The sequence below is a fragment of the Bradyrhizobium sp. USDA 4510 genome (genome assembly GCF_054059095.1).
This window is the reverse complement of sequence record NZ_JBSSBT010000001.1, coordinates 3,532,642-3,547,519: the sequence shown is the minus strand read 5'-3', so window position 1 is coordinate 3,547,519 and position 14,878 is coordinate 3,532,642. Positions and strand designations below refer to the sequence as shown.

The 14,878-nt window shown below is 63.0% G+C and carries 18 protein-coding genes, 2 tRNA genes and 1 pseudogene; 8 read left to right on the top strand and 13 right to left on the bottom strand.

All coding sequences use genetic code 11. From position 1 onward, the window contains the following. Positions 1–81: 81 nt before the first annotated feature. Entirely contained in the window at positions 82–1,899 is a 1,818-nt protein-coding gene (locus tag ACVMDN_RS16080; RefSeq protein WP_076828650.1) for a carbamoyltransferase family protein, read from the bottom strand. A 366-nt stretch (positions 1,900–2,265) separates the two neighbouring features. On the opposite strand from ACVMDN_RS16080, the gene ACVMDN_RS16075 reads away from it, so the two are divergent. Beyond that, the gene (locus ACVMDN_RS16075; protein ID WP_076828733.1) at positions 2,266–2,547 is read left to right on the top strand and encodes a hypothetical protein; all 282 of its coding nucleotides are present in this window, start codon (positions 2,266–2,268) and stop codon (positions 2,545–2,547) included. A gap of 339 nt (positions 2,548–2,886) precedes the next feature. Here ACVMDN_RS16075 and ACVMDN_RS16070 read toward each other — a convergent pair whose 3' ends face one another. The 5 genes from ACVMDN_RS16070 to ACVMDN_RS16050 all read right to left on the bottom strand — a co-directional run bounded on the left by ACVMDN_RS16070 (position 2,887) and on the right by ACVMDN_RS16050 (position 6,905). Beyond that, positions 2,887–3,663, bottom strand: coding sequence for a cyclase family protein (locus ACVMDN_RS16070; protein WP_076828652.1), 777 nt, complete (start codon positions 3,661–3,663; stop codon positions 2,887–2,889). An 809-nt stretch (positions 3,664–4,472) separates the two neighbouring features. Further along, positions 4,473–4,549, bottom strand: a tRNA-Pro gene (locus ACVMDN_RS16065). A 120-nt stretch (positions 4,550–4,669) separates the two neighbouring features. Then, entirely contained in the window at positions 4,670–5,149 is a 480-nt protein-coding gene (locus ACVMDN_RS16060) for a DUF192 domain-containing protein (RefSeq protein WP_057018558.1), read from the bottom strand. 122 nt (positions 5,150–5,271) lie between these two features. After that, entirely contained in the window at positions 5,272–5,934 is a 663-nt protein-coding gene (locus ACVMDN_RS16055; RefSeq protein WP_057018559.1) for a cold-shock protein, read from the bottom strand. 209 nt (positions 5,935–6,143) lie between these two features. Beyond that, complete coding sequence (locus ACVMDN_RS16050) at positions 6,144–6,905, bottom strand: SIR2 family NAD-dependent protein deacylase (protein WP_076828654.1); 762 nt, start codon at positions 6,903–6,905, stop codon at positions 6,144–6,146. Between the two features lie 252 nt (positions 6,906–7,157). On the opposite strand from ACVMDN_RS16050, the gene ACVMDN_RS16045 reads away from it, so the two are divergent. Continuing rightward, entirely contained in the window at positions 7,158–7,319 is a 162-nt protein-coding gene (locus ACVMDN_RS16045) for a hypothetical protein (protein ID WP_162832435.1), read from the top strand. Positions 7,320–7,754: 435 nt separating this feature from the next. On the opposite strand, the gene ACVMDN_RS16040 is transcribed toward ACVMDN_RS16045, so the two are convergent. Further along, complete coding sequence (locus ACVMDN_RS16040) at positions 7,755–7,940, bottom strand: hypothetical protein (protein ID WP_057018561.1); 186 nt, start codon at positions 7,938–7,940, stop codon at positions 7,755–7,757. A 254-nt stretch (positions 7,941–8,194) separates the two neighbouring features. After that, complete coding sequence (locus ACVMDN_RS16035; protein ID WP_244558847.1) at positions 8,195–8,635, bottom strand: GrlR family regulatory protein; 441 nt, start codon at positions 8,633–8,635, stop codon at positions 8,195–8,197. Positions 8,636–8,710: 75 nt separating this feature from the next. Between ACVMDN_RS16035 and ACVMDN_RS16030 the strand changes: the two genes are divergently transcribed. From ACVMDN_RS16030 to ACVMDN_RS16010, 5 genes are all read left to right on the top strand, one after another. Beyond that, on the top strand, positions 8,711–8,884 hold the full coding sequence (locus ACVMDN_RS16030; RefSeq protein WP_018271496.1) for a hypothetical protein: 174 nt from the start codon (positions 8,711–8,713) through the stop codon (positions 8,882–8,884). A gap of 68 nt (positions 8,885–8,952) precedes the next feature. Next, positions 8,953–9,180 carry a hypothetical protein gene (locus tag ACVMDN_RS16025; protein WP_076828658.1) on the top strand — a complete coding sequence of 76 codons (228 nt, stop codon included), beginning with the start codon at positions 8,953–8,955 and terminating at the stop codon, positions 9,178–9,180. A 213-nt stretch (positions 9,181–9,393) separates the two neighbouring features. Continuing rightward, complete coding sequence (locus ACVMDN_RS16020; protein WP_141341102.1) at positions 9,394–9,573, top strand: hypothetical protein; 180 nt, start codon at positions 9,394–9,396, stop codon at positions 9,571–9,573. An 841-nt stretch (positions 9,574–10,414) separates the two neighbouring features. Next, complete coding sequence (locus ACVMDN_RS16015; protein WP_016844600.1) at positions 10,415–10,867, top strand: VOC family protein; 453 nt, start codon at positions 10,415–10,417, stop codon at positions 10,865–10,867. 346 nt (positions 10,868–11,213) lie between these two features. Continuing rightward, a complete protein-coding gene (locus ACVMDN_RS16010) occupies positions 11,214–11,855 on the top strand; it encodes a glutathione S-transferase family protein (RefSeq protein WP_456835870.1) in 642 nt (213 codons plus the stop codon). Positions 11,856–11,873: 18 nt separating this feature from the next. On the opposite strand, the gene ACVMDN_RS16005 is transcribed toward ACVMDN_RS16010, so the two are convergent. From ACVMDN_RS16005 to ACVMDN_RS15985, 5 genes are all read right to left on the bottom strand, one after another. Continuing rightward, positions 11,874–12,122 (bottom strand): hypothetical protein, encoded by a 249-nt coding sequence (locus tag ACVMDN_RS16005; protein WP_057018565.1) that lies wholly within the window; start codon positions 12,120–12,122, stop codon positions 11,874–11,876. A 130-nt stretch (positions 12,123–12,252) separates the two neighbouring features. After that, complete coding sequence (locus ACVMDN_RS16000; RefSeq protein WP_057018566.1) at positions 12,253–12,510, bottom strand: PilZ domain-containing protein; 258 nt, start codon at positions 12,508–12,510, stop codon at positions 12,253–12,255. A gap of 167 nt (positions 12,511–12,677) precedes the next feature. Beyond that, positions 12,678–12,752: transfer RNA gene (locus tag ACVMDN_RS15995), tRNA-Glu, on the bottom strand. Between the two features lie 158 nt (positions 12,753–12,910). Further along, complete coding sequence (locus ACVMDN_RS15990) at positions 12,911–13,060, bottom strand: hypothetical protein (protein ID WP_016844593.1); 150 nt, start codon at positions 13,058–13,060, stop codon at positions 12,911–12,913. 84 nt (positions 13,061–13,144) lie between these two features. Then, on the bottom strand, positions 13,145–13,489 hold the full coding sequence (locus tag ACVMDN_RS15985; RefSeq protein ID WP_141341101.1) for a hypothetical protein: 345 nt from the start codon (positions 13,487–13,489) through the stop codon (positions 13,145–13,147). Between the two features lie 153 nt (positions 13,490–13,642). On the opposite strand from ACVMDN_RS15985, the pseudogene ACVMDN_RS15980 reads away from it, so the two are divergent. Then, positions 13,643–14,876: pseudogene (locus ACVMDN_RS15980) on the top strand (hydantoinase/carbamoylase family amidase). Positions 14,877–14,878 lie beyond the last annotated feature (2 nt).

Below are 14,878 nucleotides of genomic sequence, written 5' to 3'. Positions count from 1 at the left end.
AATCAGAACCGAAGCTCTAGATTCTTGTTTTGACGCGTTTTCTTCACGCGAACCGGTGCCCACTTCGCTCGAAAACGCTCTCTAGCCGCCGCGACTGGTATCCTGCGTCGTCGAGGAGACGATGGTGGCGACGTCGCCGAACGTCGTCATCACGGGCGTGACGACCTTGTGCATGGCGGTCTTCGACACCAGCGTGTCATGCATCACGAGGTTGTCGATCCCGGTGGTGAGGAAGCAACTCACCGCGTCCTGCGGCGTCTCGATGATCGGCTCGCCCTTGACGTTGAACGAGGTGTTGATCAGGACCGGCACGCCGGTCAGCGCCTCGAACTCCTTCAGCAGGCGATAGAGCATCGGGTTGGTCTCTTCCCGCACGCTCTGCACCCGCGCCGAACCGTCGACATGCACGATCGCCGGGATCTTGTCGCGCCATTCCGGCCGCACCGGCTTTGCGATCAGCATGTAGGGCGAGTCCTCCTCGCCTTCGAAGATCTCCTTCATGCGCTCGGCCAGCACGATCGGCGCGAACGGCCGGAAGGCCTGGCGGTGCTTGACCCGGCTGTTGAGGATATCCTTCATCTCGGCCCTGCGCGGATCGGCGATCAGGCTGCGGTTGCCGAGCGCGCGCGGACCGAACTCGGAACGGTCCTGAAACCAGCCGATCACGCGCTGGTCGGCGAGCAGCTTTGCGGTGTCGCGGCAGATATTGTCGCTGCGCTTCGCGTCGACCTGGATGCGCACCAGGAAGCTTTGCAGCGCGGCGGCCACCTCGGCGTCGCTGTAGCGCCGCCCGACATAGGCGTGGTCCATCACGAACGAGCGGCGCTGCTTGAGCACCTCGAGCCAGCCGTAATAAGCGCAACCAATCGCGATGCCGTCGTCGCCGGCGGCGGGCTGGATCCAGATGTTTTCGAAACCCGACTCGCGCGCGATGCGCCCGTTGGCCACGCAGTTCAGCGCGACGCCGCCGGCGATGCAGAGATTTTTCGCCCCCGTGGTCTCGCGCAGCCAGCGCGCCCGCGCCAGCAGCACGTTCTCGGTATCGTCCTGCACCCGCCAGGCGATGTCCTCCCAGTGCCGCATCGTCGGGCTCTTGTCCCAGCTGCCGCTGTCGAGCACGAAGGGCTGCTGGTTCTCGGCGCCCCAGAACGGCACGTGCAGCTTGCCGTCCTTCATCTCGAGCAGATGGCCGACCTGCTCATGGCGGCCATAGGGCGCCAGCCCCATCAACTCGCCGCACTTGTTCCAGTCGCCGAACACATAGGTCGAGACCCGGCTGTACAGCGCCCCCAGTCCCGGCATGTTGTAGAACTCGTCCGACAACAGCCCCCGCGCCGGCTCCATCCAGACCTTCTTCAGGCATTCGAGCCTGGCGTCGTCGAACCTGTAGTAGCTCTCGGACTCGCGGGCCAGCGGCGACGCCTCATCTTCGGAGCAGGACTCCATCGCGTCGGCCCGATAATTGCCGACGCCGTCGACGATCATCACGACGCCGTCCTTGAATGGGGACACCGCGAACGCGCTGTAGGCATGCGCGAGGTGGTGCGAGATCGACACCACCTTGTCGGATTTGGAACGAAACAGCGGGTGCTTGATTGCCTCGTTGCGTTCGGCGATCGGCAAGAAGCCCGGCATATCCTGGTGGAGCATCCGCTCCTCCATCTCGGGCACCGGCAGGATGTAGCTGTTGCGCACCACGAGATCGACGTCGTCGAGGGTGATGCCCTCGGCCGACAGGCAGTAGTCGACGACTTCCTTGTAGAAGCCGGAGGCGTGCTTCTCGCGGGTGATGCGCTCCTTGGAGATCGCGTAGGCGATCGCGCCGTCACGCAGCAGGCAGGCGCTGACGTCATGGTCGTAGACGTTGAGACCAAGGACGTAAGTGTGTTGTTTCGGCATGGGCACTCTTTGGAAGGATACAGCAACGCTCAGAGAACAGGATCGTGTCGACTTCAAGTTCTCGCCGGCATTTTCCGAGGTTCTCAAACCTCTGCTTCTGCGATGCACAAATCAAATCGGCGCAACGCAAGATGAACAGAATGAACGGCGGATGAACGACAAGATGAGCGCAGCAACGACAGCATCCTCTGCAGGCGGGACTGTAACTTGACCTTACCTGTTGGTCTCAATAGAGTCGTTAAAGCTCGCAAGAACCTTAGTGAAAATATTGTCTTAGCATGCACGAACCGAATGCCGGTGTCGCGCGTCTAAGCGAGACAGCCAGCATCAGTTCAGATGTTTGGAAGTGGACTGGAGATCTTCAGAATGACTAAACGCTACAATATCCTGACTCGTTGCCTGGCAGCAGTCGCTTTGTTGTTCGTCTATGTCGCAAGCACCTCCGCCATCCTGGTCGGCGCCACTACGTCGTCTGCGCAAGCGCAATGGCGCGGACGCGGCGGCTGGGGCTATCGCGGCGGCGGCTGGGGTCGCGGCCGCGGATGGGGTTATGGTCGCGGCTATGGATACGGACGCGGCTATGGCTACTACGGTGGTGGGCCCCGTTGCTGGTGGACCCCGCGTGGCGTTCGCGTTTGCCGGTGGTAACAACCGCCCGGTCGACACAAGCGATATTAAAGACATGAAATCAGGTGCGTCGTTCCCGACGCACCTGATTTGCTTTTTGGGGTTGGTTCACCTGCCGGGCTTGGCTCAGCTGCGGCACGCAAGAAAGAGCCCCGGAGACGCCGGGGCTCTAGTCACGGGAGAGAACGCTTCCGAAATCGGGACGCGAGGACGAGCCGGCGGCCCGATCACCCAATGCATCTACTGCGTGCATTAAAGCAGATTCGGCTGCCTCAGGCTGTAGCCGTGCCGCAACAACCCGCCGTAATGCACAGCCTGTCCACCGGTTCCCGAAGCTGGCCGATCACAACCCCGGCGCGCCTAGCCGTCGAGGATGGCGACCGCCCTCGTCCAGCCCGCCGACGCGCGCTCGATCTTCACCGGGAAGCACGACACCATGAATCCGGTCGACGGCAGCTGCTCGAGATTGTGCAGCTTCTCGATGTGGCAGTAACCGATGTGCCGCCCGGCCTTGTGGCCTTCCCAGATCAGGCTGGCGTCCCTGGTCTCGGCGTATCTCTTCGCGGTGAAGACGAACGGCGCGTCCCAGCTCCAGCCGTCGATGCCGGTCAGCCGCACGCCGCGCTCGAGCAGATACATCGTCGCCTCGTAGCCCATGCCGCAGCCCGAATTGACGTAGTCGGGCTGGCCATATTTCGCGCCCGCGCTGGTGTTGACGACGACGATCTCGAGCGGCGACAGCGTGTGGCCGATGCGCTTCAGCTCGGCTTCGACATCCTTGGCGGTCGCGACATAACCGTCAGGCAGATGGCGGAAGTCGAGCTTCACGCCCGGCTGGAAGCACCACTCCAGCGGCACCTCGTCGATGGTCCAGGATCGCTCGCCGCGGTTCATGGACGGATGGAAATGCCAGGGCGCATCGAGATGCGTGCCGTTGTGGGTGGAGAGCGAGACCTGCTCGACGGCCCAGCCCTGTCCGTCGGGCAGGTCCTCCGCCTTCAGTCCATCGAAGAACTGCAGCATGCGCGGCAGCCCCTGCTGGTGATCGATATACTGGATGGTCGGATGGTTGCCGGGCGGATCGGCCGGAACGTCGTTCTGCAGGGGAACGGAGATATCGATCAGTCTGCGCGCCATGGTGCTTTTCTCGCGGATTGGTCTTGTCGGGCCGAACTACCCTGCCAGCGCGCGCGCGTTATCGGCAAGCCACATCCGCTCGAGATCGCGCAGCTCACGATGTCGTGGCTTGGACTGCGGCAAGGCGGCGCAACGTTGAACCTATCCCCCGCCGGCACGACCCATTGGCACTGGGGATTTCAGGGCCCAGTATTTCGACGGCGCCGTCTGGACGAGCATATTCCGTCCAGGCGGCGTTGTTGCCTCAGGCGAGACAATCTCGGCCGAAGCTTGGTTACCCGTACCGGAACGCTGTTCACGCACAGAGAGCCACAGAAACAATACGTGTGCTCATTTCGCGCGGATTGCTGGTGGTGTTGCCACGCCGATACAGAGATACCCCCGCAACGATGCTAACCAACCTGCATCTGAACCAAGACGGGGTTGCGTCGTGTCGGGATTTGATCACTGGAACGGTGCAAATAGAGCCTACTCGTCCGCCGAAGCGCCACATCTGCGCGATGAGCAGCAGCAGTTCGACCGCTATCACAAATTCGACGACCCCATCTCGCGACCGCCGGAGGGTGGCTCAAGAACCGTGATCCTCGATCGCTACAACCCGCCGGCTCGTTGATCTGGTCAGCGCCCGGGCGGCTGAAGTTGCGAGCAGTGGAGCGCGGGGGCTTCGGTCCCGCGCTTGCTATTTCAGGGTGCCAACTGACCGCGATTTGTGGACCAGGTCAGGCGCGAGTGCCGAGCACGCGCCGACCATAAACATCGCGTCCGCCTCATCTACCGACGGAGCGTCTCTGTTAAGTCTTTGATTGGGATGGTCGGGGCAGCTGGATTCGAACCAACGACCTGCAGTACCCAAAACTGCCGCGCTACCAGGCTGCGCTATACCCCGACATTTCCGAGAAGCCCCGTGGATACACGCTTCAGCCAGCGCCAGCAAGGCACCGGTGCGGGGCTTCGTGCGGCGAATCCGGCATCGGTTTCCGCCCGGAAATCGCGTCGAAACCGGCTGCTAACGGCCGCCGAACAGCGGATGGGCAACCCGGTCGCCGGGCTGGATGCCGTATTTCTGCGCGGTCCCGGCAATCACCTCGAGCACGCCCTTGGCGAGCCCGCGCGACGGAATGATCCGGGTCGAGAGCGGCTCGGTGTTTTCCGCGATCCGCAGGATGCGCCCGTCGGCGCGGATGAAGATCATGTCGAGCGAGATGTAGGTGTTCTTCATCCACATCGACACTTCCTGCTCCGGTGAGAAGTCGAACAGCATGCCTTTGCCGTCCGCGAGCTCCTTCCGGTACATCAGGCCGGTCTCCTTCTCCTGCTCTGTGGTTGCCATTTCGACCGAGAAGACGTGCACGCCCGATTTGGTGACGATCTCGAGCGGCTGGACGCTGGCAGCCTGCGCGGCCGGAGCCAGCAGCGCACCGAACATGATCACGAGGCAGGCCATCAGCCACGAACGATGGCGCCCAACAATGCGAACGAAATTCATCGACAAATACTCACACCGGGGAAGATTTTCCGGCGGACCCTAACCCGACGATTGCGGCAAATGCCAGAGCCGAGAATGCTCGCCGGCGGCTCACGTTTCCGTCAGGGAGGATCAGACCCGGATCAGTGCGAGGACAGCGCCGACGGACCGGTCTCCGGGTGGATCTCGGCGGCCATCATGCCCTTGGAGCCGGGCCCAAACCGCACCAGCACGTACTGGCCGGGGCGCAGTTCGGTCATGCCGAAGCGGCGCAGCGTCTCCATATGCACGAAGATGTCGGGCGTGCCCTCGCCGCAAGTCACGAAGCCGAAGCCGCGCAGCCGGTTGAACCACTTGACCTGCGCGCGCTCGAGCCCGCTTGTTGCCGTCACCGTGACATGGGTGCGCGGCGGCAGCATCTGCGCCGGATGGATTGCCGTCGATTCGTCCATCGAGACGATGCGGAAAGCCTGGTAGCCCTTCGCGCGCTGCACGCATTCGACGACCAGCCGCGCGCCTTCATAGGCGGTCTGATAACCGTCGCGCCGCAGCACGGTCACGTGCAGCAGGATGTCGGGCCAGCCATTGTCGGGGACAATGAAGCCGTATCCCTTCGAGGCGTCGAACCATTTGATGACGCCGGAAACTTCGACGAGGTTGGCCGCTGCGTCGCCGAGGCCTGAGAAAGCATCCATCGCCGGATCGCGTGGCGCGCTTCCATACTCGCCTTGACCAATCCTGCTTTGCCCAACTCCGCCCATCGGCGGTCCGCCGAGCTTCTTGGACTCAAATCCGTCCGACCCCATGACCCCGGACCCCACACATCAAATGCAGATCGCCGTCGTTGCGGCGCACCCTGTACACGCTGCTCTCCATGACCAACTCACTCGGACTGATTTGGACGCGGCGCGAATCTCTCAACCAAAAGATAACACTCCCGCTTGCGGGGCATAGCTAAAAAACGATTCTTGCGGGAACTATGAACAGACTTGCAGAGCCGCGAATCAATCAGGCATCAATTGCCTACGAAAGGACCAAGCGTGTCGCCGATGTCGTGGCGGATCACCAGATCGGCGATGTCGTCCTGATCGGTCGGCTCGTTGTTGATGATCACGAGCCGCGCACCGCTCTCCTTCGCCATCATCGGAAAGCCTGCGGCGGGCCACACCACAAGCGATGATCCGATCGCCAGAAACAGGTCGCAGTGCCGGGAGAGTTCCGCCGCGCGGCGCATCGCATCCTCGGGCATCGATTGCCCGAACGAGATCGTCGCGGTCTTCACCGGATCGCCGCAGTCCGCGCAGTCGGGGGCGCTGCCCGTCTTGTCGAACTGCTGCTTCACCCACGACAGCTCGTAGTCCTTGCCGCAGCCGATGCAGCGGCCATAGGTCGTGTTGCCGTGCAGCTCGATCACGTCGTCGGCCTTGAAGCCCGACGCCTGATGCAGATTGTCGATGTTTTGCGTGATGATGCCGGGAACCTTGCCGGCCCGGTAGAGCGACGCAAGCGCGCGATGCCCACGACCGGGTTTGGCCGCCGCAAACGTCTGTTCCATCGCAAAGCGGCGCCGCCAGGACTCGTCGCGCGCGTCCTGGCTGGCGACGAACTCGTCGAACGGAATTGGTCGGTTGCGGGTCCACAACCCGCCGGGCGAGCGGAAATCGGGAATGCCGCACTCGGTGGAGATGCCCGCCCCGGTGAAGGGCACGATGGACGACGCCTCCGCAATCATGTTGCCGAGCTGCTCGACGCCGCTGCGCAAGTCTTTTGCGATCACTAAAAACAATCCGGTTGGCCGCAGCGACTATAGCACGGCCCGACCGATTGCGAGCTCAACCGTTGCGCGAGCGATCGGCTGCGAGCGGCGTGTCTTGATCGATCGGCTTGCGATCAGCTGCGTCGGCGCCTCCGCTTGGTCGCTCTTCCAGCGCCTCAGCATCATCACATTCCTGCACTGGCTGCTCCGCATTGACGCCCAATTCGCCGACGCCAATGCGCCCGGGACAGGACCACGGCCAGGAGGATGGGCATGACCGATCAGGAAGACCGCGTCGCGCGCGAGCGCGAGGAGATCGTCGCACGCGTTGCCAGCTTCAGGGCGACGCAGCAGAAGTTCGAGCGCGATCGCCAGGAATATTACGACAACACGCTCGGCAATGCCTGGAGTGGATTTCAACGCAAGACCGCTTGACGCAAGACCGCTTGATGTCCTTGCCAGGCGACCGCGTTCATGGTCCGGGCGCCATGAGGCGCAAGTGAGAAAGCCCCGAGCGGCGTGCTCCGGGCTTATGGCTATTGCCAGTGCCGCCGTGCGATGGTTGCCGCAAACGCAGTTCCGGTTCCCTCGAGCGTTTTCCGTTCCGATCGGATCGCTCGAAAACGCGCCAGCCATACGATAGCGCAAAGCTACCATCGGTTAGCGCTGGAACAAAAATACAACCTCAGAGATTAGCTTGGCGGTGAACGAGGTTGGCATCAATGCCGGCATGGATGGAACTGCTGCTTAACGTGATGGGCTTTGCCGGCTTCATCGGCATCGCGATGTATCACAAGCATCCGAATGGGAAGCTGCCCGACTGAGCGTCGGCGGCGCGTCTCGGCTTGCCGCTCCCCCGGCTTGCCGTCTTCAGTTTGCCTTCCGGGCCTCTCCCGCGGTCCGGACCAACCGGTCCGACTTCACCAGCACTTTGCCGCTCTCCGGCTGCGGCCGCAGCCAGAAGCTGATCACGACAAAAGCCGAGCAGAACAGCAGCCCCACCACCATCACGCGCCGGTGGGTCGGTCGATCAGCACTGTGGAACGATGGCATCATGGCTGTCACCCGCAGCCATCCCAATCGCAATCGCAGGTGGAGACAACACGATGCTGCTCTTAACCTAACCAGGTAGGGTTAGCGGTGGCCGGGTAACGCCTCGTCCGGATCTCCCGATCGGCGGCCGCAGCGGGATTCACAGCGATATCCCCTGCTTGTCCGCAGCAAATCCACAACGCCAGCGGGTCCAATTATCCAACGAAATACGCATCTTGCTGCGCGCTTGTCCACAGCCTCGCGCCGCGTGCGCGCATTCAGGCATCGGCGAGCCATTTCAGGGTGGCCCGGAAACCCAGGCTGCGGGTTCCAACCAGCACGGTTCCGAACACCTCAGCCTCGTCGCCGCTGAATGTGCCGGAGAACCCGCTCGTCACTTCCTGTCCGGCGAACAGCGGACGGGTGAACGGGTCCGCGAAGGGCGAATGCTGGTTGGTGCTGAGATGTCCCTTCCAGGTGCCCTCGCCGGCCGTATAGGCCCCGATTGACCAGAAATATGGCCCGCCGCCGATCAAGAGACCGTCGCGCAGGATCAGGATGCCGCTGTCGCGGCCCCTCACGCCGTCGGTCATGTGGATGTGGATCGAATAGAGCCCGTTCTTCATCGATCGCGCCGCCCGGTCCTGGCGGCCCGCAGTATGGCTCCAATCCGGCCGGCGTGCGAGGCCGATACCGCCCGGCCCTCCGAATCGGCGCAAAAAGGCAGCTCCCCGGGCGCTTACAAATCGTTAAGAAACCCCTGACAAGGTTCGATCCTCCGGAGGGAGAGAGCCATGCTCGTATACCCCGTACCTGTCGAAGTGACGCAAGCCAGAGTGCAGCTCGTCGTCGACCAGACGGCGAAGGAGCAGCCGCGCATCATCAATGAGGATGTGCTGGATGTCTTCGCCGCGAAGAACCAGGCCGACCGTGAAGCGGTCGAGACCATCCTCGACATCAAGGTGTGAGAGCGGCAGTAGCCGACAGGAACCTCTCGACTGCGCACGGGTCATCCTGGTGACGCCAGGAGGCACCCATGTGCAAGCTGATCGCGGTCACCGTCTTCACCCTGATATGCGGCGGGGCCTTTGCCCAGGATATTGGTCCAGCGCCGCAGAGCGGCATGGAACGGCCTGAAAACACCAACGGAGCCACTCAGAGCGGCGCGATGGACACCACGGGGATGGATGTGAAGCGGGCCAACAAATCCGAGATGAAGAACACGGCAAAGGGCGCGGCAAAAAGGGACGACGCAAAAAAGTAGGTTCCCACGACGGAACGTCCGGGAAGCTGCGACCTTAAAAAACGACCTTGAAAAAAAGACGCGACCATCAAAAAAAGGAAGGAACGAGTCTCTCGTTCCGCCGTTATTTTGGCGAGCGGTACAACGAGGGAGAAATCCACCGGAAATATCAGCTCAACAAGCCCCGTCAGCTTACTTCGGTAACTGGCGGGGTTTTGTTTTGTGGAGGCGCCCATGTACGCCCTGTTCCGCGGCAAGACTCAGCTCGGAAGATCGTTCGCGACGGAGAAGGAAGTTTGGGAGGCGGCGCTGATCGACGGTCTTGTCGAGGATGTTCCGGTCGCAGACGAACTCGGTGGCCAGATCCTGCCCGCCGGCTATCGCGTCGAGCGGGTCGATGAATACGAGCCGTAGCCCGATTGGAAACCCGGACGTTCCTGACGCCGGTCAGCCAATTGGAGGAACCAGCCGGCCGAAACGACATGCACATCGCGCGTGGTGCCGACAGCTCACCGCCCTGTCGGCTTTGGAAGGCCCCGCGAATCCCCCTCGCGGGGTCTTTCTTTTGAACCTTTCGCGCGCCGCGAAGACATAAAGGGCGCTGGGGGATTTCAGGGCCCAGCATCCGGCGCAGCGCTGTGGGACGAACATACTCCGTCTACGCGGCGCTGTTGCATTTTACAAATTCAACCTTAAGTTTGGTGTCCAACAGTTGACGGCTCACGCCCTGAGAGATCCCCAGTCCGTCAGCTGGGAAAGCCCCGCATCCAGCCTGCGGGGCTTTCTATTTTCCGGACCCAGGAACCTTCCGCGCGCAGCGACATTGTCTGCCCGGTTGCCGGCACGATCTCCCCAAGGCCGGTCGGCATAGACCTCGCGAGCCCACTCGCGGGGTTTTGCGCTTTAGAGGCCGTCCAACCTCGCGCGTCCTTGATTGGCCGTGATCGGCAATCGGTGCGATAGAGGCCGCGCCTCCAAGGCTCGACCACAAGCCCCGTCCCAGAAATTTCGCTGGGCGGGGCTTTCTTGCATCCGCTGCTGCGCAAGCGTGTCGCGGCACGTCCCGTCCATATCCGGCCGCGTGATCGCGCGGCGCAACCGGAGCCAACGCTCGCGAAGGCGTGAGCATGCAAAGGCGAAATGCGATCGGCAAAACTCGCGCTAACCCCTGCCCCGCGTCGCGTTTTGCTGCTATTCCTTGCCCCGTCTCGCCCGAGCCCAAACAAAATCTCTGAATCTGCAGGAGGATAAGAAAATGCGCTATCTGCACACCATGCTGCGCGTCCGCAATCTTGATGTCGCGATGAAATTCTATCAGGACGCGCTGGGGCTGAAGGAAGTGCGCCGCATCGACAATGAGAAGGGCCGCTTCACGCTGGTGTTTCTCTGCGCAGAGGAAGACCTCCATCTGCTCAAGTCCCTGCCGCAGACCCGCGGCGCGCCGCTTGTCGAGCTGACCTACAATTGGGATGAGGAGAAATACGGCGAGGACCGCCATTTCGGCCATCTCGCCTACGAGGTCGACGACATCTACGCGACCTGCGAGAAGCTGATGAAGATGGGCGTCACCATCAATCGTCCGCCGCGCGACGGCAACATGGCGTTCGTGCGTTCGCCCGACCTGCACTCGATCGAGATCCTGCAAAAGGGCGAGCCGAAAGCCCCGGCCGAGCCGTGGGCATCGATGCCGAACACCGGCCATTGGTAAACACCGCGCCCGCTCCTACGTTCCTGTCGGCGTTTCGCCCTTGCTGAAGCGCCGAACGATCGCGAGGAACGCGACACGATCGTTGACGTTGCTCCCTCACAAGCATGCGAGGAGGCAACGATGGGAAGAGGAATTTTGCTTTGGCTGTTGGGTGTGCCGATCCCGGTGATCATCGTGTTGTGGTTGTTGTTCGGTCACTGACGGCGTCTTGATGCATCGCTATCAACAAGGCTCTGCCGCTATGCGGTGGAGCCTTTTTTTGCTCTCGGTACAATTCACCCCGCGCTTTTCCCCGACGCTTCAGCTATGAACGCGCGCAAAGCACAACAGCGGGAAGAAACGCGTGATGGACGGTAAGCCGCAACTGACGATCTGGGGTCGGGCCAACTCGGTCAACGTGCAGAAGGTGCTCTGGTGTCTCGCCGAGCTCGACCTCCCCTATCAGCGCATCGATGCCGGCATGCAGTTCGGCAAGAACGATCAGCCCGACTATCTCGCGATGAATCCGAATGGCCGCGTCCCGACGCTGGTCGACGGCGACTATGTGCTGTGGGAATCCAATTCGGTGATGCGCTATCTCTGCATGGCCTATGGTCATGGCGCGCCGCTCTATCCGCAAGCGCCGAAGGCGCGCGCCGCCGTCGACCGCTGGCTCGACTGGACGCTGTCGACGCTGCAGCCGGTCGACCGGCCGGTGTTCTGGCGGCTGGTGCGCACGCCGCCGGAGAAGCGCGATATGGTCCAGCTCCAGAAGGACGCCGATGCCGAGGGCGTGGTGTGGCGCGTCGTCGAGGCGCAGCTTGCAAGGCGCCGCTTCATCGAGGGCGATCAGTTCACGATCGCCGACATCGCGCTCGGCGCCTTTGCGCGGCGCTGGCTCGGCGTCGAGGGCGTCACCAAGCCGAAGCTGCCCCATCTCGAACGCTGGTTCGGTGAGATCGCGGGGCGGCCGGCCTTCGTGCGCTTCATCGCGCCGCCGATGTCGTGAGCGCGGGAGGCAAGCCGCTCAACGCCCGCCGCTGGACATCCCGCCACCGACGCTGACGGCGCCACCGAGCTTCACGCAGGTGTCGGAGCCCTCCACCTTGACGAAGCCGGGTCCGTACGATGCGCATGGATTGCTCCGCGTCGCGGATTTCGACGGCAAGGTTTTGCCGGCGTCCGTGGGCATCTGGAAATTGCGGCGGTCGCCCTGCTGCGCGAACGCGGCGGCGGGAAGCAGGACGGCGATGATGGCAATGCAGGTCTTGCGCATCCGGCCTTTTATCCCACGCCGCCGGACGAGGCTAGCTCATGATGCGATCGGGAAGGATCGCAGCATGAGCTAGCTCTTTTCTTGAGCATGATCTGTTCGGAAAACCGGATCCACTTTTCCGGATCATGCTCTACCGCACGAACTTGACGCCGAACGTCCTGCCCTCGCGCCACACCACTTCGCAGGCGCGCCCGGTGCGGGCGTCGCGCGAGAACGCCAGCCGCAGCTTTGCCGGCAGCGTGTTGTTGTCCTGGACCGTGATCTTGGCGCCCGACGAGGACATGTCCTCGACCACGCAGGGCCGCGCGGCAAATCCGCCGTCGAGCGTGATCCAGCCGGATTGGCGCAGCGATTTGCGCGTTTCGCGCTTCCTGGTCCCTGGAGACATCACATCATCCCGAGCCTAGCCGTATCGCCGCTAACTTACCAAAGGGTTGCGAAACAGCTGCGGATTGCAGCGATCCGCCGACCCGTGCACAACGGACGAGACGGCGCGGCGAAAGCGTCCGTCCGAGCACAATGCGTTGAGTTGGCTGGATTTCCGGCTGGCCATGATGGCGCTCCCTAGCGGAATCGAACCGCTCTCTCCACCGTGAAAGGGTGGCGTCCTAACCGATAGACGAAGGGAGCAAAACTCCCGGCAAATCAATACGTTAGACGTGAGATGCGCCGGACTGGCCACGGCCCTCAAGCCGCGACGGGCGAACGTATAGTGGCGATTGGCCGGGCGGGCAAGCGTTCAGAACGCTTTTCCCGGCTTGCAGGTCACAGGGAAGGACATCTGGAGATCACCTGCAGGACAATCCGGCCTCGATCGAGGTCCAGAAGCCGCAATGCGTCGGCACATGCGCATGCGCCCGCGAGCCCCCGACGTGAATCAGGATTGCGGCAGCAAGCGCGACGACGACGACGGGAACAATGAATCTTCGGATCGACATGGGCCTGCGCATCGACCGACATCGTGGCCTAACTAAGGCCTGCGAGCCGGCTGGATGTCCAGGAACAGCGCTCAGCGCCAGCCGCTAGTGATTGCTGGCGACGTCCTGACGATTATTCGGCTGCGCCGCCACAGGCGTCCGCTTGATGCAGGTGCTGCAGATCACGAGCTTGCGCGCCAGCCGGTCGTCGGCATCCGCTTCCGACAGTCGCGCCGGCGATGTCTCCGCCACCGCAGGCGACGCATTCCGCGCATGGCGCCGCGGCTGCGGGAGATTGGGATCCTGTCCGGCACCGTCCCAGGCCAGCGGACCTGTCCCCGGCGGCGGCGTGGTCATGCTGTATTGCTGCGAGACCTGCGCGCAGGCGCCGACAGCGATCGGAAGAAACAGCACAGCGGCCTTGCGAGCCCAGTTCCGGAATGCAGACATGATCACACTCTCACGCTATTCGTACTGCGACCTAAGAGCAGAACCGCTAAGAAATCGTTTGCCCTGATTGTTCCGTCGCATCCAACCGCGTCGGCATCAAGACGGGATTGAGGCGCCAAGGCGCAAATCAAGACGGCAATCCGGAGTCCAATCATGCCAGGCATCAACGGTCGCTTCGACGGCAAGCGCGTGCTCGCCGATCTCAACGCGCTGCGCGCGATCGGCGCCTACAAGACCGGCGTGCACAAGCCGACATTCTCGGAACCGCATCTGCGCTCGCTCGACTGGCTCGCGACGCGTTTGCCCGACGCCAATCTCACCGCAACGATCGACGGCATCGGCAATGTGCTCGGCTCCAGCGCGAAGGCGGGGCCAAAACTGCTCGCCGGCTCGCACCTGGAGAGCCAGAACCATGCGGGCTGGCTCGATGGGCCGCTCGGCGTGATCTACGCGCTCGAGGCGGCGCGCGTCATCAACACCGACCCGGACGCGAACGGCGCGGTCGAGGTCGCCGCGTGGTGCGACGAGGAAGGACATTTCGGCAGTTTCCTCGGCAGCCGGTCGTTTGTCGGCGCGGTGACCGAAGCCGACATCGACGCAGCCCGCGACCGCTCCAGCGATCGCACCATGCGCGATGCATTGCGCGACGCAGGCTTCGCCGGCCGCCCGCGCCTTAATGCCGAGGCCAGCCGCCATATCGGCTATCTCGAAGCGCATATCGAGCAAGGCGACACGCTGGAAAGCAGCGGACTCAAGATCGGCGTCGTCACCTCGATCGTCGGCATCTGGCAGTACCGCATCACGTTCGCCGGCGAGCAGAACCACGCCGGCACCACGCGGATGGCGGTGCGCAGGGACGCCGGCCTCGGGCTGGCGCGGTTCTGCGTCGCGATCGACGACAGCTTCCCTGCCCTGTCGGGACCGCGCACGGTGTGGACCACCGGCCGCATCACGCTGGACCCAGGCGCACCGAGCATCATTCCAGGCGGCGCCGAGATGCTATTCCAGATTCGCGACGACGATCCCGAAGTGATCGGCCGCCTCGAACAACAGCTGCATCGCCTGGCGGCCGAGGCCACCGCTCAGGGCCGTTGCGGGTGTGAAGGTTGAGCGCATCCGCACCGGGGTGCCCGCGATGATGACGCCTGCATTCCAGGATGCGATCGAAGCCGCGAGCGCAGCCTGCGCCGGCGGCAAATCGATCCGCATGCCGAGCGGCGCCGGCCATGACGCCCAGGTCCTCGCCACCATCATGCCGGCGGCGATGCTGTTCGTGCCGTCGATCGGCGGCATCAGCCATCACTGGAGCGAGAACACCGACGACGCCGATATCGTCACGGGTGCCGAGGTCTTTGTCGAAACCTGCCGGCGCCTGCTCGCAGGTTAGAT